This is a genomic window from Acinetobacter sp. LCT-H3 (genome assembly GCF_001866125.1).
Taxonomy (GTDB): domain Bacteria; phylum Pseudomonadota; class Gammaproteobacteria; order Pseudomonadales; family Moraxellaceae; genus Acinetobacter; species Acinetobacter schindleri.
Genome location: NZ_MODX01000001.1, coordinates 251,922 through 269,760, shown reverse-complemented (window position 1 = coordinate 269,760; position 17,839 = coordinate 251,922). Strand labels below are relative to the sequence as shown.

Sequence of the window (17,839 nt, the reverse complement as noted above, 5' to 3'; positions counted from 1 at the left end):
TATAAGGAACTCTCTTTGACAGCAGCGATTCGACGTACAGTAGCTTTTCCTGGAATTTCAATGGACCGTTTACAGAGCATGCTCGGTGCTTATAACGGTCATTTGAAGCAAATTGAACAACGTTTAGACGTCAAAGTTTCCCATCGAGGCGACAGCTTTTTTATTGATGGTGAAATCCATGCCGTTGAGAGAGCGGAGTTGCTCCTGCAGCGACTTCATGAAGAATCTGAACAGAGCGGTCAGATCAGTGCAGATACCCTGCACCTGATGATCCAAGGCAGCCAAACCGACCGTGAATTGCAGGACAACCTACATGATCAGGAACATACTGGTCTGGACAATGTCTGGCTACAGACTCGTAAAGGCCGTATCAATCCACGTGGTGCCAATCAGAAACGTTATGTACAACGCATTCTGCAAAGTGACATTTCTTTCGGTATTGGTCCTGCCGGTACAGGTAAAACTTATCTGGCGGTAGCAGCTGCAGTGGACATGCTGGAACGTAATGAGATTCAGCGTATCCTCCTGGTACGTCCTGCGGTAGAAGCCGGTGAAAAACTTGGCTTCCTGCCGGGTGATCTGTCACAAAAAATCGATCCATACTTACGTCCGCTTTACGATGCCCTGTATGAAATGCTGGGTTTCGAAAAAGTAGCCAAATTGATTGAACGTCAGATCATTGAAGTGGCACCACTGGCTTATATGCGTGGTCGTACCTTGAATCACTCCTTTGTGATTCTGGACGAAGCACAGAACACGACACCTGAACAGATGAAAATGTTTTTGACCCGTCTGGGCTTTGGCTCTCGTGCAGTGATTACCGGTGACGTGACCCAGGTCGACTTGCCACGTGGTCAGCAATCTGGTTTGGCTCATTCACTTCGTGTATTGGAAAATGTGAAAGAGATTCATATCACCCGCTTCCATTCCCGTGATGTGGTACGTCATCAGCTGGTTCAGAAAATCGTTGAAGCCTATGAAGGCTGGGATAGTGAACAACAACGTTTAAGTGCCGAAGCACGTGCCGAACGCAAAGCACGTCAGGAAGCTTTGGTCGCTGAAAATGATGCGGCAGCTGACGCCCAGCATTAATATTTACTTTTAAGGATTTGTTTTGAAACTTAGTCTTAGTCTACAACAGGATTTTCAGGCACCTGAACTCGTGATTAAGCGTGCCTATATCAAGAAAGTTGTAGAAACTGCTTTACGTCATATCGGTACGCAAAGTGATTGTGAAATTGGTATTGCCTGTGTCGACAATGATGAAAGCCACAAACTGAATCTGGAATATCGCGGAAAGGACAAACCCACCAATGTGTTGTCTTTTCCAAGTGATCTTCCGGATGAAATGGCAGAAGTTTTGGATGCTTTTCCGATTGGAGACTTGGTCATCTGTATTCCAGTGGTATTGCGTGAAGCCGTTGAACAAGGCAAAGCACCTTTGACTCACTTTACCCATATGCTGGTTCATGGCACCTTGCACCTGATGGGCTATGATCATGAAACTTCAGAAGAGGATGCAGAAGAAATGGAAAGCATTGAGATCGAGATTCTGGCAAAACTCGGTTTTGCAAATCCATATCTGGAAAGAGACTAAAATTTTCCGACTATAAAAAGTGAGCTTCGGCTCGCTTTTTTATGCCTGTAAATAGCAATCAAATCAATGCTATTTAATTCAACCAAAGCTGATAAAATATACCTCATAACAATAAAGATGATTAGCTAAAGTTCAGGATAAAAATGAAAAAGATTCTTCTCGTATTGCTACTCATGGGTACTTCCCTTCTATCTTCAACACTTTATGCAAGTTCAAAGACGCTATGTAAAGAAACCCAATTTCAAAAAGCAGATGAAGTCTGGACAGGTCATTATTATTTAAATGGCGTCATGGAAACAGGCTCTGAAATGCTGTTATTGCCTGAAGGTAAATTTAAATGGTATCTAACTTATGGAGCCCTAGATCAATATGCTGAAGGTAGATGGTGGAAAAATGGCAACTGCATCGGTTTAAAACCTGAGTGTAAATATAAAAAGCATCTGAGGATTTTTCCAAAGCATCTAAAAATTGAAGGCAAATTTTTAAATGTGATTTGGAACAGTTCCGGAGAACACGGTTATTATCATCGTGTGGAAGAATAATTTCAGAAATTAGTTAAAATTAGAAGTTACTATGCAATATGTCGTTATTTTTAAAGCTAAAATTAAGCAGTTAGACACAGATTACTTTGCCACTGCCCAACAGATGCGGGAAAAGGCCTTGACCCAGTTTCACTGTCAGCATTTTGAAAGTTTAACTGAAGGAATCACTGAGATTGCACTTTCCTACTGGAGCAGCCTGCAGGATATTCATGCCTGGCATCAGGACGCTGAACACCAGGCCGCGCAACAATTCGGTAAAGATAACTGGTATCGCTATTTCAGCGTGGATGTCTGTAAGGTATTACGCCATTATGAAACAGCGCCAGATTAACGCACTTCAAACTCGGCTTCTGCCGGATCAAAACGCCAGGTTCGGATAATTCTTAACTCTGAAATATCTTTCATGTTGGCATCAAAAGCACCAAACGGCGCAGCCTTACGTAATGAGGTTCGAGCAGCTTCATCCAATACAGTATAACCAGAAGAGTCCAACAAGCGAATCGCTCGAATACCCCCGTTTTGATTCAAAATCACCATTAAGCGGACGTCGCCCGCCAAACGCTGTATACGGGCAGATTTAGGATAAAAACGATTCCCATAAAATTCGACTTTTTGACGGAATTTTTCCAGATAAGCTGCAGATACATCCTGCTTGGCTTGGATACCGTCAACAGTTTTAATTTTCTGCTGACGGCTAAAGTTTTTCTGGCGCTGCGTATATTGAGCTTCCAGACTCGCGACCATAGCAGCTTTGGCTTGAAACTGGCTGTTGAGTTCTTCCTGACGTTTCTTGCGCTGATTTTCTTCTGCCTGTTTCTGCCAGCTTAGGGTTGTCATCAGAACTTTTTCTTCAAAGCTCAACTCTTGTTTTTGTTGCAGCATATCTTGGCTGTTTTGAAGCATTGCTTCTTTTCCAGCTGTCTGATCTGGCATCGGCAATGGAGCATCACTGGACATACGATGCGCTTCACGGAACTGACCGGAACCTTGCTGATCTGTCTGGGCAAGAAAATCGGCATGCTCGATTTTGTCATTACTGACGCGCAGGCTAACTGCAATTTCCTTGGTCGAAGTATCCTGTTCCGATGGCATTCCAAACTGCAGCATTAAAATCATGATATGTAATAATGCAGCAATCCCTACAGCACTGCTAAAAATTGGATCTTTCCACCATGATTTAACCAAAGGCATCAGGGTCATTCTAGTCACATTTTCAGGCTCAGCCAGGAGCCTTTATCCTTAATATCTTGCAAAGAAAATTTTTCAATATACAAATATTGATATATCTTTCACTTTGAGTAGATAGTGAGAGCTATATCAAATCTTCTACGTTGTATAAACAAAACACTAAAAATGGTGCAATTTATTTTGCTAAACTGCAAGCACACGCTCTTGTATTTTTTATACTTTTCGACAAGATACATGCTATCAAAAATATAGTTGCCAGGATGCTTCCATATGCAAACCATCATTTCCAATATTTCCAGACGCATTCGCCAGGTGTATCAGAAGGCGGAAGGGTTTATTGAAGATGAACGCGAGTTTCCCCTCTCTCAGGTATTTTTGAATGCAACTTTTCAGCGTTTTGTGACTGATAACGTCAAAGCCTTAAAAGATCTGCATGCGGATCTGCATGATGACTGGTTACGCTTATATGCAACACTTGATTACAATGGCATGGTCATTACTCTGTCTGTTGACCTGAAACTGGTACAGATGGAGCTGAATAAAGACCGCCAGCTGATTGTTTTTGAACAGATTAGCGATACCCAAGTAATTGATGCTAAATACCCAAATGTGTTCTATAAAATTGGCGTACGTTGTGCCCTATTTTTCTATCAGCGCATTTTGAATAAAGATCCTCTCGGTATGATTCTGGAAAAGCTGGGTGTAATTAAAGTTGTTGATGACTTATTACATTTAGATCTTAACCGCTGGCTCGGTAAAAGCCGATCAGTGATTGATACTCTGTCTAAAGTACATGTCAATCATGCTGTATTACGTGAGGCTGAACTGGTCGTTATTGGGAATGTGAATCTAGCAGCCTTATTCAGAAAGCTTTCTCAAGAAAAGGAAGAAAGCTGGGATGATGCAGATGAATTTAGTGAAAATCAGGTCACCCCAATCAAGCAGAAACAAGATTCGTAAAGTGTTTAAGTTGTGAAACAACAATGAAAAAAATGACATGAATGATACACTTCTGCAAATTTTATCAGTTCATTCTCCCTCCACATTTTAGTCTGATAATAAAGGCTTGGCAGAAGTGACTGACTGCCCTTTCATACAGGAAAATTCACTTATGGCACAACACTTAATTAAAACTATTGGTATGACTGCAGGACTGACCACAGCACTGGTATTCACAGGCATGTCCAGTCAAGCTTTTGCCATGAGCCCATTCCAGGCGACTTATCAGTTTAGCTATAATGGCAAGAACATGGGATCGGCAACACGAACCTTAACTAAGTCAGGCAATAACTGGACTTATGTATTTGCAGCCAAGGCTGCCGCGATTGCTTCTGCGACAGAAACCAGTCATTTTACTTTTAATAATGGCAAGATTAATTCTAGCAATTTTAGCCGTAGCAGTAAGGTATTGGTTAATAACAATACCATGAGTATCAAGTTCAATCCGTCTTCTAAAACTATTCATACTAAAAAAGATGACAAGGCACGTTCATTTGCCTGGAGAGATGGTGCCCTGGATGAATTAAATGCCGAGTTACAGATCCGTGAAGACCTAAAAGCTTCTGGTTTAAAAAGCAATTATTACATTGCAGATGCTAAAGAACTGGAAGCACGTAAATTTGTTAAACAAGGTACAGAAAATATCAAAACCAATTACGGCACCTTTAGCACCATGAAAGTCGTAATGAAACATGACAAGCCAGGACGCGAAACCATCTTCTGGTTAGCCCCAAAACTTGATTGTTTACCAGTCAAGGTAGCGCATGTCGATAAGAAAACTTCCTATGGTTTGTTACTCACTGGCTATAAAGGTCCAACGAACTAAGCATTTTTAACGATTTTCGCTTGATTTTTTCCGGGTGCTTTTTAAAATACGCTTTTGCTTGAAAAAGCATCTGGTCTTGAGGATTCTCCCGTGCACGCACTAGAACAGAAAATCTTAGCTGAAGGTATCGTTCTATCTGAAGAAGTTTTGAAAGTTGATTCTTTCTTAAATCATCAAATCGATCCTGTTATGATGCAGCAAATTGGTCAGGAATTTGCGCGTCTATTTAAAGATGCTGGTATCACTAAAATCATCACTATTGAAGCATCAGGGATCGCACCTGCTGTAATGGCTGGCCTTGAGCTGGGTATTCCAGTGATCTTTGCACGCAAATATCAATCATTAACTCTGAAAGATGATCTGTATCGCTCTAAGGTATTTTCTTTCACCAAGCAAACTGAAAGTACCATTGCAATTTCTAAAAAGCACATCAACGCTGCTGATAAAGTACTGGTAATTGATGACTTTCTTGCAAATGGTCAAGCGGCTCTTGGCTTGGCAGACCTGATTCACCAAGCAGAAGCATCTGTCGTGGGTATTGGTATCGTGATTGAAAAATCATTCCAGCCGGGCCGTGACATTCTGCTTGAAAAAGGTTATCGCGTAGAATCATTAGCGCGTGTGAAATCACTAGCAAATGGTACGGTTGAATTTGTTCAAGACTAAAATTTCTTGAATTAAATTAAAAAAGAGTACTGAGGTGCTCTTTTTTTATATCTGTTTTCTTGAATTGAAATATTTTAAGACAACTATATTCTTCTATTACTTCGTTTTTTCCTAAAAAATTTCAATTAAAAAATAATCATTAATAGAAATTGCTTTACTTTCCGACAAGTAGACATTTTTTTTTAAAATTTTTATATAAAATAAGAGGCCTAACTATCTGCCAATAGTTAGACCTGTAAGAAAATCAAGCACAGTTATATTATTGTCCTACTGTAACAGTAATACTTCCAGTATTTACAGCACCAATCGCAGTAGTAGTAATGGTGTTGGCCACACTATTATCTACACCTTCTGCAATTGCACTTACAGAGGCATCAACTGCTCCAGCATTATAAGCAATATTCGCTACACTATAATTGCTTAAAGTTTTATTAACTTCCTCATCAAAAGTCCTATCCAGCGTTGTGCTCAATGTATCTGAAATATCCGCACTCGTTGTACTCTCCGAAATATCTTCTCCAATTGTTTCGTTATTGATTTCACCAGTTACATCAGTATATGCCCAATCTAGGGTTTCATTAAGTGTATTTGAAGTCACTGTACTCAAGCTACCTTGCGCGATTTCAATACTACCTGTATTAGCTGCACCCATTGCTGTAGTTTCAATTGTATTTTCAACTGAATTGACCACATCTTGAGTATCTGTTCCAAGATCTGTTCCTAAATTAGCATAAGCTTCTGTATTAACACTTGCATTAATATCAGCACTATTGACAGCCAGATTCAGGGCAGATCCATTTTCGACCTGCTGGGAAATTGCATCCAGAGATGCCTGTAAACCGGTATCTACCTCTACATTTGTGTCTTGAGCATATGCCATACCTGCACCAGACAGGAAGGTGACGGATAAAGCGATTGTTTTGATCGTGTTTTTCATCTTTGTTTTTCCTTTTCTAGTTTTGAAGCACTCCTCGCTAAGTACTTCTTTTACTAATGGGAGCGAGCCCACTTGTGAAACTATTAATCACGCAATGTGCTTGACCAATAGTTTTTAACAACTTCAGGATTGGCATCCCACAGCATGGATGTTTTCTCCTCGTCTTTTTCTTTGCTGTTTTTTTCCTGCTTCTCTTTTTCCTCTAGCATTTTGTCTGAAGAGTCTGGAGAGTGTTTTTTACTGATATATTTAATGAGATCCTGTTTACTTATTTCAGGTTCTGGATCAGGATTTTGGATTACCTCGGATTCTTTGTTTTTTGGTGCTTTGGTATCTTTACTCGGTGTATTGGTAGATTTGTTTTTCTCTTGAGATTGCTGAATATCGTCTGAGGTTAATTCCTGAACCGGGATACTTGAATCTAGATTATGTTGTTGCTGATTTTTTTTATATTTATGCAAAGCCACCGAACTTCGAGTTAAGTTTAAACGTCCAAATTCTGGTGGAATTTCTGCACGACACTTCTCGAACACTGGCGGTGGAACGACCTGGCTCAGTAATTCAAAAGTGGCCAGATTCAACATCTGACGTAAAGCAAAATTCGTCGCTTCACGCTCACCTTTTCCGATCTGAATATTTAATAAGGTACGGCCGGTAAATCTTCCAGCGCTGATACCATAATCCTGTGCAGCAATCTGTTTCTGTAATGAGACATTCGCGACAACTTTACTGCTGCGTGTATCAGTCAGGGATAGATCCAAACCCACCATAATTCGGGTTTGACTATAATTCGGCCCAACACCTGCAATCTGCATGTCCAACCCGCCACCTGGAATAAAATCCAGGCTATTAATACTGCCCGTCACATAATAATCAGAGGCCTGGATTTGTCTTGGATCACGAATCCCCCACTTGGCTTCACTTTCAATAATACGAGGATCACGCCGGTTCATTACACTGACCCCAGACTGAAATAAGGCGGATTGCACCATATCTCCTGCGCCTTGGGTCACCATTTTTCCACTACCACCATTGGTTACGACGTCTTTACCTGTCTGGTCTAAAATTGCTCCTACAGAAAAGCTGATGTCATTGCGCAATTGCCCCTTTAAGCAAGATAAGGCCATATCAAAGGGAGTAAAAATATCAGTAATTGGCGGACCTTGTACCAGTTCTACCGGCTTTGAATTTGAAGATGCCAGACCGGTACATCCTGTCAAGGATTGAGTAAAAATCAAAATGATACCGGCGGAAGATAAAGACCTTCCATACGGGAAATTCAGCATAGTGTTTCTCCCGGCTGGTTACTCACATTTGGGCAGCTTGGTGAATTCCGATTGGAATTAGAACTCACTGGAGCTTCATTGAATAATTCACTGGAAATATTTACACCATTATCTGAGCCCTCCACCGTAATATTATTGGTTGGAGTATTCACAGTGCCGATAGAATTTGAAGAGGTGTTATATACGGTAGTCCTTGCTTTTCCAAAACTTTCATAATAATCAGACTCTCTGAGTTCAATCAGATTTGCCTGTGCCAGATGCTCATTAGAACGTGCAGGTGATGTTTTCCAGCGCTGAGTCCACTCATCTGATGTAGCATAAGCGTTGCTCAAAAAAAACAAACACAATAAACCCGCATTGATGACCAATATTTTCATACCTTTAGTATCCTCTGATTTAGTATGTTTATTCGTTTTCTGCTTAATTAAGATTTAATTTATCTGACAAAAATTAGATCATATAAAAATTTAAAAATTACATTTAATTATTATTCACATACTTTTTGATTTTTAATTAAATTCAAGCTATTGTTTTCATTTAATATTGATTATTTTAATCAATCCTTTTATTTATAAAAAATATTTTATAAATATTTTCAAACCATAAATTTATTTTTAAAAAATATTTAAAATAATATATAAAAACTAGTGATTAAATTAGAAAAAATATTTTAATTAAGAAAATATTTACAGTGATTTTCACGATCATTTATTAATAATTTTTCATTTTATAAAAGCTTACATTTCAATTGCGATTAATAAATCACTTTATTAAGAAATATAATTAACCGATTATACGAAGACTATTTTCCAAATACATTTTTTTACTTTTTAAAAACCCTCAAAACAAAATACTCAATATAGATACTTAATACCTCTACTAAACAGTACTTAATTTCAATTTATGATGGTTATGTTATTTAGTGTAAAAAGGTGACAAGTAAATTATTTTTTATAAGAAATAGAAAAGATACTTTGAAGATATTATTTTTAGCATCTCTAGATTATCAGGCAGCTAAAAATTTAAAAGAATTCCAAGATGGATTTCGATATAAAATAATTTACAGCACAAATACAAAGCCTTATCAAAATCTCCTCTACAATCAAATTTGCAGGAAATGTCCCTGACATCAAAATATAAGACAGACATACTGTAGAGCTGTCATATATCCACCTGATTAGGCAAAATGACAAATCATAAATAGGCTGAATATCAGCCCATAACAATCATTGATGGAATACCTTATGCAATGTCCTAAATGTGGCTCAACAGATATTGAACAACGTGATCATGAGCAAAATCTGAAAAAAATTGGCGGTCTACTCATGACCTCTGCAGGCGCAACGGCGGGAACTGTAGGTGGCGCAGCTTCAGGTGCGTCGATTGGTGCTGCGATCGGGACTGTGGCAGGTCCACTTGGTGTAATTGTCGGCGGAACAGTCGGGACTTTCGTTGGCGCAATTAGTGTTGGGATTACTGGTGGTGTAGTCGGTAACTTCTTGGGTAAAAAAGCTGGTGTAACCGTGGATCGCAACCTGTTTCTGGATTATCGTTGCCTGAAGTGCAAATATCGCTTTAATATCCAGGCAACAGCTGCTCAGGCACTAGAAGTGAATAAAGAAGATTCTCGGGAATCGAGTGATCAGGACAATAAAGCTTAAAGCTTATTGTCCTGATTGAGAATTATTAAACCTGATTTAACTTTAAAGCTATTTCTGCCAAGCGCTTACCCTGTGCTTCACACAGTACCTTTTCATCCTGGCTTAGTGTCTGATCGTGGCGTGCACCACTGACATGGCTGGCGCCGTAGGGTGTGCCACCTGTTTTAGTATTTGACAGTGCTGGAACAGCATTACTTAACCCCATGATCATCATACCGTGGTGGAACAACGGCGGAAGCATACTCAGTAATGTACCTTCCTGGCCACCATGCATTGCACCAGAGGCTGTGAACACGCATGCCGGCTTAGCATGCAAAGCTCCATTCAGCCAAAGACTGGTGGTCTGATCCCAGAAATATTTCATTTCCGCAGCCATATTGCCAAAACGTGTTGGCGAACCCACTGCCAAAGCAGAACAGTTCGCCAATTCATCTAGCGTACAGTAGATATCCCCTTCCGCTGGAATACTCGCCTCTGCTTCTTTTACCACAGTGGAAAGATTCGGCACCGTTCTGATCTTCACTGCCATACCTGCGGATTCAACCCCATTGGCAATCAGATGTGCCATCTCTTTGACTGAACCATATTTGCTGTAATATAAAACAAGGACATAAGGTTGCATATGATAAATGTTCGATACTTAAAAAAGAAAACTATACGGTATTTTTCTGTTTTTTTGGGTAAGCTGAACCAGAAAATTCATGATGTATAAGAAATTGAGACAACAAGCGCATGATCGTTGAATACTTAAAGAAATTACCTTTTTATGAAAAACACTGGTTTCAATTTATTTTATTTGTACTTAGGCGCTTTGAGGCGGATCGTTGCCGTGAACAGGCCGGCTCATTAACTTATACTACTTTGTTTGCTGTAGTACCAATGCTGACGGTTTTTTTGGTGATCATCTCTTCAATTAAGGCACTAGAACCTGCACGTCAGCAACTTCAAGAAATGATCTATACCAATTTCCTGCCCAAGACCACCATTGCCTTTGATAAAGCCCTGAGTGCTTTTACTGACAAATCCAGCAATCTGACCATCATCGGGATCCTGTTCCTGTTTATTACCACCGTGATGATGCTGACCAGTATTGAGACAGTATTTAACCGAATCTGGCGTGTCACAGAAACACGTGGCGGGATTATCGGCTTTATGCGCTATTGGACCATTATTTCTTTGGGTCCAATTTTACTCGGTAGCGCTTTCGTGATTTCTTCAACTGTAGCGTCCATGAATGTACTGAGCAATAACTTTGCCGGCTACGAATTGAATGGTGCTTTTATACTGTGGCTCATTTCATTTTCTTTGACGATTATCGGCTTCTTTATCCTGAACTGGACCATTCCTAACCGCAGTGTACCGATCAAATCTGCATTCGTGGGCGGTTTATTTAGTGCAGTGGTTTTTGAACTCTTAAAGAACCTGTTTGGCTTTGTCATGTCCAATTTCACCAGTTATGAAATTGTCTATGGTGCTTTTGCAGCGGTTCCTATTTTCCTGCTCTGGATTTATCTGTCCTGGAATATTGTCCTGCTCGGAGTTGAGATCAGTTATGCAATCACTGCATTTGAATCGGGCCAAGATTGCAAAATCCATCCAATTCTGATGTTACTGGATTTACTGGAGCTGTTTTACCGTAAGCAGAAAACTGGAGAAAGTATCAGTGAAGCACAGGCACTCGAAGTTTTAGGACGAGATGAAATTGGCCGTCTGCCAAGCTATATCAGCATGTTTGAAAAACAGAATCTGATTAAACGTACGGAGGATAATGAATATGTCTTGGTACGTGATCTTGATCAGGTCAATTTCTGGGATTTCTACCTCAAACTTCCTTATGCCTTGCCACACACACATCAAATTGAAAATCTTCAGATCAATGACCTCTGGATGCAGCGACTACAACCCAAATTACGAGAAGCAGATCATTATTTAGCGGAAAATCTGGGCATTCCACTTTCAGAGCTGTTTAAGCAAAAGGAAGGGCAGAATGAAACTCAAACTCCACCTAAGCCTTAAACACTTCAATAAAAATCCTCTCTTATGAGAGGATTTTTATTGGGAATTATATAAGTAAGTTTTTCAGTAAAAATTTTCACTGTGTTATTCACGTTTTTTTAAACACTATCGATAACCAATATTTTAAGGAGCTACTTTTATATTTTTCGGCTTTAGCCATCCCTGCAAACTTACTAACACGACACCCAGCATGACCATGATCGTACCGATAATAAAGTTCATCTCAACTTCTTCGTCCAGTAACAGAATTCCAAAAATCATACCAAACACCGGCGTTAGAAAAGAAAATACACCCAGACGTGAAGCCAAATATTTTTTCAGCATCCAGAACCAGATCAGATAACTGGCAAAAGAAATGACCATTGTATGAAAAATCAGACTAGAAATAGATAAGGTTGTCCAGTTCACCGTTGCTTGTCCTGTCATCCACGCAAGTGGTAACAGCACCATGCCGCCCATCAAGAGCTGATAGAACAAAGTTTGTGTTGCTGGAGCTTCAGCTAATCGTGTTAATCGAACACTCACAGTGGTAGCAGCCCAAAATATACCAGCCATTAAAGCCAACAAATCTCCCCAAAGCATACTGGCTTGCATAGCCTGACCAGTGTGGCTACGAAATAAGAAGCTCACCACGATCCCGCTAAACGCAACGAGAATTCCACCCCACTGTAATGGAGATAAATGTTCTGAAGGAAGTTTCCAGTGTAATCCCAATGCCACAAAAATTGGTGCGGTATATAATAATACGATGGTATGTGAAGCAGAGGTATAACGCAGTGCTTCAGCGACCAGGTAAAATTCTAAAGCGAACAATACCCCGACCAGCAAACCTGCCGGAAGATAGCTACGGCTCCATAGCTGGCGCCTTACACCTGCTTGAATCAAAAGATAAACCATTAATGCAGATAAGGCTGAACGTAATGCAATCTGCATCAAGGCTGAAATATCTGGGGCTGCTAGCTTGAGCACTACCTGCTGTAGTCCCCATAACAGACACAGGATAAACATGATTAACGAGGCTTGCGCATCAAGCGCTTTACGCTGCTCCACAATTTCAACTCTACACACACTATCAAAGATGCACACTATAAATCTGTCAGAAATAAAAGATATAATTTAAAACAGACAAATAATCGCATTATTCAGGCAATCTAACGTGAGAAGCAATAAAACAGTCGCTCAAGATATTAAGCAACTTAGAACCAATGATGATATTGACGCAGCTCTGTGGATTATTTTTCGTGAAGACCCGGCTCTGTCAGTCTATCCATTGCATGATCATGCCTGGGGAGAGTTTATCTATGCTTTTAATGGCATCATGGAAGTGAAAATTGGGCATATTGATTATATTACCCCTCCGCCTTACGGTGTATGGCTACCACCTAACTTACAACATAGTGGTTTAAATCGTACCGATGTTTCACATGGAACTTTTTATATTCATGAAAGTTTATGTACAGGTTTACCAAATCAGCCGGGGATCTTATTAACCAGTCCTCTGGTCACTTCACTCTTGCAGCATTTAAAATTACATCCGACTGAGGTAAGGTCAGAAGAGCATCAACGTTTATTACACGTGCTGCTTGATCAGCTTAAACAGGCACAGGTGATTGGCAGTTATTTACCGCATACTGAACATCCTCAACTCAGGCAAATTCTGGATTACCTACATCAAAATCCAGAGAATAACAGTACCTTGCAGCATTTGGCAGCTATGCATAACCTGACTGAACGCACCTTGGCGCGCTACTGCCAGAAGGAGCTGAGAATGTCACTCCATGAATGGCGGCAGCGTCTGAAAGTCATCAAAGCCATGTCGATGCTGAAACAGCAAAAAACTGTAGAAAATATTGCCTTTGATCTGGGCTATGCCAATGCCTCAGCCTTTATTCAAATGTTTAAGCGCTGGATGGGCTATACACCTGATCAATTCAGGAAGATTCATCAAGCCAGTTAAAAATTTTAAATAAAAATAAAGGAGCCTTTCGACTCCCTTATTTCCACGCAAGACTCAGCTTATTTCACAAAGGTGGTCCAGATATATTCCTGGTTTTTACCCTTTAAGGTCATTTTCAGCTGTTCACCGGAGTGCAATGCTGCTACACCCGCTGGTGTACCAGTCATTACCACATCCCCTTCTTCTAGGGTAAATACCTGACTGATATCTGCCAGCAATGTTCCCACATCAAAGATCAGTAAAGCAGTATCGCCTTTCTGACGCAGTGCATCATTTACATGCAGCGTATAGTGTACATCTTTCCAGTCATTTACTACGTCTTCAACTGACACCCAGTCAGAGAGCAGGCAAGCGCCATCGTAAGCCTTGGCACGTTCCCATGGCTGGCCTTTTTTCTTAAGGTCATCCTGCAAATCACGTAAAGTCAGATCCAGACCCAAAGTCACAGCACCCACTGCTTCTAAAGCTTTTGCAGGATCAGTTTCATTTTTCAGGGTACGGTCAATACGCAGGCTCAGCTCACATTCATAATGACAGCTGCCCAGATCACGATTCCATTCAATTCCTGCATCCAGATCGCCTAATGCACTTGGTGGCTTGATAAACAGGACCGGTCGATCCGGAATGGCATTACCCAGCTCTTTGGCATGATCTGCATAACTGCGGCCGACACAAACGATCTTGGATGGACGTGTACTCATGATTGACTATTTTCCCTTTTAAATATTGAAATTATTTCTTGAAAGTACGTTCGAAAATGCTTTGTTCGGTGGCATCGGCAAAGGCGCGTTTAGGTACGATCACCACAGTACGATTTTTAAGTTCCAGCATATAGGTCAGCTTGCCTTTGGCAAAGTTTTGCACTTCACTGTAATGCACGATCTTGTTGCGGCCATTATGGAAGATTTCAGCATGGTCCTGATACAGGTCAATACCCTGCTCGCTCTTGCCGAACTGGTATTTTACAAACTGGCGTTTGAACATCATCGGCAGGAACCAGTAACGCATGATGCCCTGTAAAAGCAGAAAGAATGCACCCAGTGCCACGTAATAACGCCCTACCCCATCAAAGCCCATAGAAAAGCCCCAGATGATGATCCCGACACTCACCAAAGGAGTCAGAAATCGGCTGATCTGCTTTTTGCCAAAAGTGGCCAAAGCAAATCCATCCTGAGATTCTTCTAAAGTCAGAAAATAGCGGGTCGATAAAGTCGGTGCTGACTCAGTCATAGCATCACATCAAAATATAAAAATCCTTGGCTCATACTATATCAAATTCACTGCTATCCCCATTAGCAAAATGTTCGGAAATGAATTACATATCTTTGCTTCCGTTGGTTATAAAAATCGTTTTTAATCCACAAGTATCAGAATAATAAAATGCACAACAGGACGTTGTATGAAATCACTAAAATCGTGTCTGCTTCTTTGCCTCTGCACGACTTATATTCCTTTCAGCTGGGCGAAAATTATTCCCTGGTCGCCGGCACTTCCGAGCAGTATCGATGTCTTTTCCGGTAGTCCACAGCAGCTAGCGGATTTGACCGGTGACCGACTATTCATCTATGCACATCCTCGACAATCCTTACAGCTTCCAACCTTTAAGCAGGCAGCTGCTCAAAGTGTGCAATTTTATAGCAGTGCGGTGGTATTACCGATTCCTGAGGCTCAGGTTAAAAAACATCTTTTAAATTATCAGGGCTATGCCGGCCTGTTTCCAGCGCTCAAGTCTGCTCAGATTCTGGAGTCCCGCGGACACATCCAGCAGGTGCGTTATCAGGTACATATTCCTACGCCCATTCCAGTACTGAATTTCAAGGAAAATGTGGTGATGCAGCATCATGTGTCAGAAAACAGTATTGAAACTTTAATTGTGGATGCCCCGATTCCTTATGGTGCTGGACGGCTGGAATGGTTTGCACTTGGAGCAAATAAAACTTTGGTCACCGTGACGCAATGGGGCGACTTAAATCAGCCGAAAGGCTTTCTGTTTAGCAAAATTTTAAATGCCTTACCTGAAGCTAAACTGGGTATTCCTGCTGGTACCAATGCGTTCCTGCCTGAAGCTTTACAGCAACGTTTTAAATTCCAGTCGAGCATTCCATTATCTGCAAGCCAGATCCCGCAAGTACATTTTAATGCCGGGCAAATTCAGAAGATCACTCAACTGAGTCAGCAGTCTGCCCAGCCTGTCAGCTTTATTCTGCCTGCACGTCAGCTCAAATATGGTCAAGCCTCAGAAAACATGCGTTTTAGTAGCAGTTTTCATTATTATCCACAACCGGTTCAGAAACTGCAGCCTTGGCTTGCAGCTGATGCCAGTCAGCAATTATTCCCACGACAGATTCGTAAAGTGGAACTCAATCCAGTGAATCGTCAGCAGATGGATGCTAACTATAAGGTATCGGTTGGGTTGGGAGTGATCCAGATTCCATTCGATTTCAAGCTTCGTTATCAACAGCCCTCACCTTTGCAAAGCCAGTTTGATGCGATTGGCGGAGATTTAAAATTTGTAAAGGCAGGAATGAAACTGCTGCCACAAGCTCATGGCACTTTATTTCAAATGACCAGCAGTATGAAGATTCATGATCAGGCCCCATTTTTATTACGTGCCATGCGCAGTATGCCTTATCACGATATTCTGCCAGTAGTTGGAGCAAATACGGTCTATGCACTTAAAGTACAGCAAAAACTGAAGTAAATTTAAAAGCAATTATTGTTTTTTTATATCTATAAATCAAAAACTACAGACGTAAAAAAACCGCATCAATGTGCGGTTTTTTTGAGAATTCTTATCAAGATTGGTGCGCTCAGAGAGATTCGAACTCCCGACCCCTTAGTTCGTAGCCAAGTGCTCTATCCAGCTGAGCTATGAGCGCGACGTCTTGATGGGGTGCATTATATATGTTTTTCTAAACTTGTTAAGTCTTTTTTAATAAAAACCCAACCGAACGTACAGTAAATAAACGATATGGTTAAATTCAGGTTTTATAGGTGAATTTTCCTGCAGATTTATATTTAAAAGCAATTAATAGCGTATCAGCTTTCGACCTTAAGCTAGTTTAGCTATCAGATTCATAGCGGCATAGCGAAAATTAAGCGCTGGCATTTGAGCCTAATTCCAGAAAATTTCAGGCACAAAAAAACCGCAACATGTGCGGTTGATTGTTCAAGTTGGTGCGCTCAGAGAGATTCGAACTCCCGACCCCTTAGTTCGTAGCCAAGTGCTCTATCCAGCTGAGCTATGAGCGCGTAACTTGTGTGCCTAGGTTGGCAATACGTTTTTCTGCTTAACTAACTTGGTGCGCTCAGAGAGATTCGAACTCCCGACCCCTTAGTTCGTAGCCAAGTGCTCTATCCAGCTGAGCTATGAGCGCGACGTCTTGATGGGGTGCATTATATATGTTTTTCTAAACTTGTTAAGTCTTTTTTAATAAAAACCCAACCGAACGTACAGTAAATAAACGATATGGTTAAATTCAGGTTTTATAGGTGAATTTTCCTGCAGATTTATATTTAAAAGCAATTAATAGCGTATCAGCTTTCGACCTTAAGCTAGTTTAGCTATCAGATTCATAGCGGCATAGCGAAAATTAAGCGCTGGCATTTGAGCCTAATTCCAGAAAATTTCAGGCACAAAAAAACCGCAACATGTGCGGTTGATTGTTCAAGTTGGTGCGCTCAGAGAGATTCGAACTCCCGACCCCTTAGTTCGTAGCCAAGTGCTCTATCCAGCTGAGCTATGAGCGCGTAACTTGTGTGCCTAGGTTGGCAATACGTTTTTCTGCTTAACTTACTTGGTGCGCTCAGAGAGATTCGAACTCCCGACCCCTTAGTTCGTAGCCAAGTGCTCTATCCAGCTGAGCTATGAGCGCGCGACATAAGTAAGCGTGGCGGTGAGAGAGGGATTCGAACCCTCGATACAGTTACCCGTATGCGTCCTTAGCAGGGACGTGGTTTCAGCCACTCACCCATCTCACCGTAACGTGCCGCCATAATACAAATTTCGGCATAGCACTGCAAGCAAAGCTTTAAAAAAAAGTGCAGTTTTTTGCTCGATTAAATACTTTTTAAACAATTCATCTGTTTTTCTACACTTATTGCGCGAAAAAGCTCCGCTTTTTAACCAATAGTCGAAAATCCGCCGAAAAACGGAAACTTAAA

19 protein-coding genes and 6 tRNA genes are annotated in these 17,839 nt (G+C 40.9%); 11 read left to right on the top strand and 14 right to left on the bottom strand.

Going from position 1 to position 17,839, the window contains the following annotated elements:
• Nucleotides 1-15 precede the first annotated feature (15 nt).
• The 4 genes from BK820_RS01430 to BK820_RS01415 all read left to right on the top strand — a co-directional run bounded on the left by BK820_RS01430 (nucleotide 16) and on the right by BK820_RS01415 (nucleotide 2,470).
• On the top strand, nucleotides 16-1,092 hold the full coding sequence (locus BK820_RS01430) for a PhoH family protein (protein ID WP_071319878.1): 1,077 nt from the start codon (nucleotides 16-18) through the stop codon (nucleotides 1,090-1,092).
• Between the two features lie 22 nt (nucleotides 1,093-1,114).
• Nucleotides 1,115-1,597, top strand: a complete 483-nt coding sequence (gene ybeY / locus BK820_RS01425) for an rRNA maturation RNase YbeY (RefSeq protein ID WP_005223309.1) — start codon at nucleotides 1,115-1,117, stop codon at nucleotides 1,595-1,597.
• A 143-nt stretch (nucleotides 1,598-1,740) separates the two neighbouring features.
• Nucleotides 1,741-2,139: a hypothetical protein gene (locus tag BK820_RS01420; protein ID WP_071319877.1), complete on the top strand. Its 399-nt coding sequence runs from the start codon at nucleotides 1,741-1,743 to the stop codon at nucleotides 2,137-2,139.
• Between the two features lie 31 nt (nucleotides 2,140-2,170).
• A complete protein-coding gene (locus tag BK820_RS01415) occupies nucleotides 2,171-2,470 on the top strand; it encodes an antibiotic biosynthesis monooxygenase family protein (RefSeq protein WP_004896079.1) in 300 nt (99 codons plus the stop codon).
• On the opposite strand, the gene BK820_RS01410 is transcribed toward BK820_RS01415, so the two are convergent.
• Nucleotides 2,467-3,330: an energy transducer TonB gene (locus BK820_RS01410; RefSeq protein ID WP_213030828.1), complete on the bottom strand. Its 864-nt coding sequence runs from the start codon at nucleotides 3,328-3,330 to the stop codon at nucleotides 2,467-2,469. The genes BK820_RS01415 and BK820_RS01410 overlap by 4 nt on opposite strands.
• A 267-nt stretch (nucleotides 3,331-3,597) precedes the next feature.
• Here BK820_RS01410 and BK820_RS01405 point away from each other — a divergent pair, with 267 nt between their 5' ends.
• The 3 genes from BK820_RS01405 (at nucleotide 3,598) to BK820_RS01395 (ending at nucleotide 5,818) form a co-directional block, all read left to right on the top strand.
• Nucleotides 3,598-4,287, top strand: coding sequence for a hypothetical protein (locus BK820_RS01405; protein ID WP_071319875.1), 690 nt, complete (start codon nucleotides 3,598-3,600; stop codon nucleotides 4,285-4,287).
• Between the two features lie 151 nt (nucleotides 4,288-4,438).
• Nucleotides 4,439-5,152, top strand: coding sequence for a DUF3108 domain-containing protein (locus BK820_RS01400; RefSeq protein WP_071319874.1), 714 nt, complete (start codon nucleotides 4,439-4,441; stop codon nucleotides 5,150-5,152).
• Nucleotides 5,153-5,242: 90 nt separating this feature from the next.
• Nucleotides 5,243-5,818, top strand: coding sequence for a xanthine phosphoribosyltransferase (locus BK820_RS01395; protein WP_071319873.1), 576 nt, complete (start codon nucleotides 5,243-5,245; stop codon nucleotides 5,816-5,818).
• Between the two features lie 259 nt (nucleotides 5,819-6,077).
• Here BK820_RS01395 and BK820_RS01390 read toward each other — a convergent pair whose 3' ends face one another.
• From BK820_RS01390 to BK820_RS01380, 3 genes are all read right to left on the bottom strand, one after another.
• A complete protein-coding gene (locus BK820_RS01390; RefSeq protein ID WP_004809734.1) occupies nucleotides 6,078-6,755 on the bottom strand; it encodes a hypothetical protein in 678 nt (225 codons plus the stop codon).
• An 83-nt stretch (nucleotides 6,756-6,838) separates the two neighbouring features.
• The gene (locus BK820_RS01385) at nucleotides 6,839-8,041 is read right to left on the bottom strand and encodes a CsgG/HfaB family protein (protein WP_071319872.1); all 1,203 of its coding nucleotides are present in this window, start codon (nucleotides 8,039-8,041) and stop codon (nucleotides 6,839-6,841) included.
• On the bottom strand, nucleotides 8,035-8,418 hold the full coding sequence (locus BK820_RS01380; RefSeq protein WP_071319871.1) for a hypothetical protein: 384 nt from the start codon (nucleotides 8,416-8,418) through the stop codon (nucleotides 8,035-8,037). The genes BK820_RS01385 and BK820_RS01380 overlap by 7 nt, the downstream gene beginning before the upstream one ends.
• A gap of 855 nt (nucleotides 8,419-9,273) precedes the next feature.
• Between BK820_RS01380 and BK820_RS01375 the strand changes: the two genes are divergently transcribed.
• On the top strand, nucleotides 9,274-9,702 hold the full coding sequence (locus tag BK820_RS01375) for a hypothetical protein (RefSeq protein WP_167367454.1): 429 nt from the start codon (nucleotides 9,274-9,276) through the stop codon (nucleotides 9,700-9,702).
• Between the two features lie 25 nt (nucleotides 9,703-9,727).
• Here the strand turns inward: BK820_RS01375 and wrbA are convergent, their stop codons facing one another.
• Nucleotides 9,728-10,324 carry an NAD(P)H:quinone oxidoreductase gene (gene wrbA / locus BK820_RS01370; RefSeq protein ID WP_071319870.1) on the bottom strand — a complete coding sequence of 199 codons (597 nt, stop codon included), beginning with the start codon at nucleotides 10,322-10,324 and terminating at the stop codon, nucleotides 9,728-9,730.
• A gap of 110 nt (nucleotides 10,325-10,434) precedes the next feature.
• On the opposite strand from wrbA, the gene BK820_RS01365 reads away from it, so the two are divergent.
• On the top strand, nucleotides 10,435-11,718 hold the full coding sequence (locus tag BK820_RS01365) for a YihY family inner membrane protein (protein ID WP_071319869.1): 1,284 nt from the start codon (nucleotides 10,435-10,437) through the stop codon (nucleotides 11,716-11,718).
• Nucleotides 11,719-11,841: 123 nt separating this feature from the next.
• Here BK820_RS01365 and BK820_RS01360 read toward each other — a convergent pair whose 3' ends face one another.
• Nucleotides 11,842-12,768, bottom strand: a complete 927-nt coding sequence (locus tag BK820_RS01360) for a DMT family transporter (RefSeq protein ID WP_071319868.1) — start codon at nucleotides 12,766-12,768, stop codon at nucleotides 11,842-11,844.
• Nucleotides 12,769-12,874: 106 nt separating this feature from the next.
• Between BK820_RS01360 and BK820_RS01355 the strand changes: the two genes are divergently transcribed.
• Nucleotides 12,875-13,675 carry an AraC family transcriptional regulator gene (locus BK820_RS01355; RefSeq protein WP_071319867.1) on the top strand — a complete coding sequence of 267 codons (801 nt, stop codon included), beginning with the start codon at nucleotides 12,875-12,877 and terminating at the stop codon, nucleotides 13,673-13,675.
• A gap of 59 nt (nucleotides 13,676-13,734) precedes the next feature.
• Here BK820_RS01355 and BK820_RS01350 read toward each other — a convergent pair whose 3' ends face one another.
• Together BK820_RS01350 and BK820_RS01345 are read right to left on the bottom strand one after the other, a co-directional pair.
• A complete protein-coding gene (locus tag BK820_RS01350) occupies nucleotides 13,735-14,376 on the bottom strand; it encodes a fumarylacetoacetate hydrolase family protein (RefSeq protein ID WP_048881834.1) in 642 nt (213 codons plus the stop codon).
• 31 nt (nucleotides 14,377-14,407) lie between these two features.
• Complete coding sequence (locus BK820_RS01345) at nucleotides 14,408-14,905, bottom strand: YcxB family protein (RefSeq protein ID WP_004809751.1); 498 nt, start codon at nucleotides 14,903-14,905, stop codon at nucleotides 14,408-14,410.
• Between the two features lie 169 nt (nucleotides 14,906-15,074).
• Between BK820_RS01345 and BK820_RS01340 the strand changes: the two genes are divergently transcribed.
• On the top strand, nucleotides 15,075-16,376 hold the full coding sequence (locus BK820_RS01340) for a hypothetical protein (protein WP_071319866.1): 1,302 nt from the start codon (nucleotides 15,075-15,077) through the stop codon (nucleotides 16,374-16,376).
• Between the two features lie 101 nt (nucleotides 16,377-16,477).
• On the opposite strand, the gene BK820_RS01335 is transcribed toward BK820_RS01340, so the two are convergent.
• The 6 genes from BK820_RS01335 to BK820_RS01310 form a co-directional block, all read right to left on the bottom strand.
• Nucleotides 16,478-16,554, bottom strand: a tRNA-Arg gene (locus tag BK820_RS01335).
• Nucleotides 16,555-16,850: 296 nt separating this feature from the next.
• Nucleotides 16,851-16,927, bottom strand: a tRNA-Arg gene (locus tag BK820_RS01330).
• A gap of 48 nt (nucleotides 16,928-16,975) precedes the next feature.
• A tRNA-Arg gene (locus BK820_RS01325) sits at nucleotides 16,976-17,052 on the bottom strand.
• Between the two features lie 296 nt (nucleotides 17,053-17,348).
• A tRNA-Arg gene (locus tag BK820_RS01320) sits at nucleotides 17,349-17,425 on the bottom strand.
• 48 nt (nucleotides 17,426-17,473) lie between these two features.
• Nucleotides 17,474-17,550: transfer RNA gene (locus BK820_RS01315), tRNA-Arg, on the bottom strand.
• Nucleotides 17,551-17,566: 16 nt separating this feature from the next.
• A tRNA-Ser gene (locus BK820_RS01310) sits at nucleotides 17,567-17,656 on the bottom strand.
• Between the last annotated feature and the right edge of the window lie 183 nt (nucleotides 17,657-17,839).

What these genes read in the sequence shown, in the direction of transcription:
- BK820_RS01420 (WP_071319877.1), top strand. Translation starts at nt 1,741, where the DNA reads ATGAAAAAGATTCTTCTCGTATTGCTACTCATGGGTACTTCCCTTCTA.
- BK820_RS01415 (WP_004896079.1), top strand. Translation starts at nt 2,171, where the DNA reads ATGCAATATGTCGTTATTTTTAAAGCTAAAATTAAGCAGTTAGACACA.
- BK820_RS01410 (WP_213030828.1), bottom strand. Translation starts at nt 3,330, where the DNA reads ATGCCTTTGGTTAAATCATGGTGGAAAGATCCAATTTTTAGCAGTGCT.
- BK820_RS01405 (WP_071319875.1), top strand. Translation starts at nt 3,598, where the DNA reads ATGCAAACCATCATTTCCAATATTTCCAGACGCATTCGCCAGGTGTAT.
- BK820_RS01400 (WP_071319874.1), top strand. Translation starts at nt 4,439, where the DNA reads ATGGCACAACACTTAATTAAAACTATTGGTATGACTGCAGGACTGACC.
- BK820_RS01390 (WP_004809734.1), bottom strand. Translation starts at nt 6,755, where the DNA reads ATGAAAAACACGATCAAAACAATCGCTTTATCCGTCACCTTCCTGTCT.
- BK820_RS01385 (WP_071319872.1), bottom strand. Translation starts at nt 8,041, where the DNA reads ATGCTGAATTTCCCGTATGGAAGGTCTTTATCTTCCGCCGGTATCATT.
- BK820_RS01380 (WP_071319871.1), bottom strand. Translation starts at nt 8,418, where the DNA reads ATGAAAATATTGGTCATCAATGCGGGTTTATTGTGTTTGTTTTTTTTG.
- BK820_RS01375 (WP_167367454.1), top strand. Translation starts at nt 9,274, where the DNA reads ATGGAATACCTTATGCAATGTCCTAAATGTGGCTCAACAGATATTGAA.
- wrbA (WP_071319870.1), bottom strand. Translation starts at nt 10,324, where the DNA reads ATGCAACCTTATGTCCTTGTTTTATATTACAGCAAATATGGTTCAGTC.
- BK820_RS01365 (WP_071319869.1), top strand. Translation starts at nt 10,435, where the DNA reads ATGATCGTTGAATACTTAAAGAAATTACCTTTTTATGAAAAACACTGG.
- BK820_RS01350 (WP_048881834.1), bottom strand. Translation starts at nt 14,376, where the DNA reads ATGAGTACACGTCCATCCAAGATCGTTTGTGTCGGCCGCAGTTATGCA.
- BK820_RS01345 (WP_004809751.1), bottom strand. Translation starts at nt 14,905, where the DNA reads ATGACTGAGTCAGCACCGACTTTATCGACCCGCTATTTTCTGACTTTA.
- BK820_RS01340 (WP_071319866.1), top strand. Translation starts at nt 15,075, where the DNA reads ATGAAATCACTAAAATCGTGTCTGCTTCTTTGCCTCTGCACGACTTAT.